Annotated in this window: 3 protein-coding genes; all 3 read left to right on the top strand. The window is 60.6% G+C overall.

The window, feature by feature from the left end; all coding sequences use genetic code 11:
- Nucleotides 1–1,065 (top strand): MFS transporter (locus AC1DWI_RS19010; protein WP_477725452.1); only part of this gene is annotated, 1,065 nt, incomplete at its 5' end.
- Between the two features lie 192 nt (nucleotides 1,066–1,257).
- Nucleotides 1,258–2,406 (top strand): ABC transporter substrate-binding protein, encoded by a 1,149-nt coding sequence (locus AC1DWI_RS19005; RefSeq protein WP_477669879.1) that lies wholly within the window; start codon nucleotides 1,258–1,260, stop codon nucleotides 2,404–2,406.
- Nucleotides 2,407–2,511: 105 nt separating this feature from the next.
- A partial coding sequence (locus AC1DWI_RS19000) for a transposase (RefSeq protein WP_477725451.1) occupies nucleotides 2,512–2,775 on the top strand: 264 nt, incomplete at its 3' end.

Below are 2,775 nucleotides of genomic sequence, written 5' to 3'. Positions count from 1 at the left end.
GGTATGGTGCTCGGGCTGCTCATCGGGCTTGTTGTGCAGCGTGCCGGCCTCAAGCGCAGCATGGTGGCCGGGTTGCTGGTGTTGTCCGGTGCCGGTCTGTTGGGCGGCGTGTCTCCCGATGTGCATTGGCTRCTCGCCGCACGTGTATTCGAAGGGCTGGGATTCCTCTGGGTGGTGTTACCGGCCCCAGCCCTGATCCGCCAGCTGGTGCCACAAGAGCGGCTCAATGGCATGCTGGGAGTATGGGGCGCCTACATGCCGCTGGGCGCCTCTCTGGCCTTGCTGGGAGGCCCCATGATCATCGGCCTGGCCGCACCTGACTGGGGTTGGCGAATCTTGTGGTGGCTTCTGGCCGCGCTGGCCGCAGTGCTGGCTTTGCTGGTCGCGTGGCAAGTTCCTGCACAGGGGCATCTGCATGATGGCATCTCCCCCCGGCAATCGCCGGCTCCTCATTTCCGTGGCGGAGATATTGTCCGCGCGACGCTGCGGTCGCGCGCAGCCTGGTACATGGCTGTTGCTTTTGCGATGTACTCGGGACAGTGGCTTGCTGTGGTCGGTTTCCTGCCGTCCATCTACACCCAGGCTGGCGTGAGCGGTGTGTGGGTGGCATGGCTTACGGCGCTTGCTGCTGCCGTCAATATCATCGGCAACGTCGCGGCAGGCAGGCTGCTGGAGCGTGGTGTACGACCGGTGGTTCTGCTTGGGGCAGGCTTCCTGTCGATGGCTGGAGGCGCACAGCTCGCATTTGCCGTGCAACTGCGCCCGGAAATACAGTACGTGGCCATACTGGTCTTCTCGATGGTGGGTGGCCTGATCCCCGCAACGCTGTTTAGCCTGGCCATCCAGCTTGCGCCCCGCCGTGATGCCGTGTCGACCACCGTTGGCTGGGTCCAGCAGTGGTCGGCGTTGGGGCAATTTGCCGGTCCTCCGCTGGTTGCCTGGGTGGCCAGTACTGCGGGAGGATGGCAATGGACGGGTTGGCTTGCGACGGCCGGCTGCGCCATCGCCCTCGTGTTGGCGATCTTGCTTGATCGTCTGCCTGGATCTGCCCGCCAACGCACTTGAACGGGCGTATGTTGGCGCCCCATGCGCATAGGCTTATGACGTGTTGGCATTTCCACGGTGGTTTTTGAGGGTTGCACCGATTACGCTGAGGGTCTGCGCACAATTTGTGACATTTCTTCGGAATATTGAGCGCATGCTGAGGTACGGGCATCAAACCTGCTTTGGCTATTTCGTCTCTCAAAAGGTGTTCTCATGGGTTTCAATCGACGTCAACTAATTCTGCGTGGGGTTTCCGCGGGCGCTGCGGTAGCAAGCCCTGCGCTCTGGGCTCAAAGCAAAACCAGCCGCAAGATTCTTCTTGGCCAATCGGTTCCCCTGACAGGTGCAGCCGACCAGATCGGTCTGGCGTATCTGAATGGAGCAAAGATTTATTTCGATGCCATCAATGCAAAGGGCGGTGCCGGCGGCCACAAGATAGAAGTCAAGACACTCGACGACGGCTACAACCCGGCCAAGGCTGCCGCCAATGCCAAGCAGTTGATCGACGAAGGCGTCGATGCGCTGTTCGGCTTTGCCGGTACAGCCAGCTGTGATGCCGCGTTTGCCGCTTCCAAGGCATCCGGGGCGCTCTTTTTCGCACCTTTTGCGGCGTCGGACGCATTGCATGATCCTGCGCTGGCAAACATATTTCATGTGCGTCCGGCGCTGGCCGATGAGGCCTACAAAATTGCGCGCCACTGTGCCACCCTCAACCAGGACCGTATCGGTGTATTTGCCGAAGATGACGCCATGGGGCGGGGCGGCCTTGCAGCGGTGAACCAGGCCCTGATCGACCTGAAGCGCCCGGCCATCGTTGGCAGCGCCCTGTCGCCGGTCAACAGCGACAAGGTCGATGCCGCAGTGGCGCAGCTGATGAAGGCGCAACCTCAGGCCGTGATCCAGGTCAGCCTGTTCAATTCATCGGCAGCGTTCATCCGCAAGATGCGCCAGGCCGGCTTCAGCGGGCAGTTCCTCAATTTCTCCGTCGTGGGTATCGATCCGCTGTTCAGTGCCTTGGGCAAGGAGATAGGCGGTGTGGTGATCTCGCAGGTGGTGCCGTCGCCACGCAGCACGGGTACGCCCATCATCAAGGAATACCTGGATGTACTGAACCAGACGGACCAGACGCCGAGTTACGAGAGTGTGGAGGGTTATATTGCTGCCCGTACTTTTGCCGAAGGCGTACGCCGCAGTGCGGCCGGCAGCGGCAAACCCGACAGGGCAGGTCTGCAAAAGGCGTTTGAAACCATGACGGACTACGACGTGGGCGGCTTTCGTGTGAACCTGCGCCCCAAGAAATACGAATCGGTGCGTGCGATTGACCTGGTCACCATCACGCCTGACGGCAAAGTTGTCCGTTAAGCGTCTTCTTTCCCGTCGTTTCAACGGCGCCCAATGAACTCAGTGCGGAGCAGGAAATCAGGGTCAGATCAAATATCATGACGCAAACTTCAGGCATTGCATCCCATGGCCCGTCTTCCCYGGCTGACGCTCCCCGGTTACCCGCACCACATCATCCAGCGGGGGAATAACCGGCAAACTGTCTTTTCTTCGGCCGCCGACCACCAGGTGTTTTTGGCGTTGCTTGAAGAAAGCGCCCGCAAGTTCGGCGTTGCCCTGCATGCTTACGTGCTGATGGACAACCATTTCCACTTACTGGCGACGCCTTCCACAGCGGACAGCCTGCCGCAGATGATGCAGGCTGCCGGGCGGCGCTATGTGCGTTACTTC

Source organism: Polaromonas sp. P3_C2, from assembly GCF_056402675.1.
The sequence above is the reverse complement of the archived record's forward strand: the minus strand, read 5'-3'. Positions and strand labels throughout refer to the sequence as shown.

Bases quoted from the DNA above. Each gene is read 5' to 3' on its own strand.
- AC1DWI_RS19005 (WP_477669879.1), top strand. From the start codon at position 1,258: ATGGGTTTCAATCGACGTCAACTAATTCTGCGTGGGGTTTCCGCGGGC.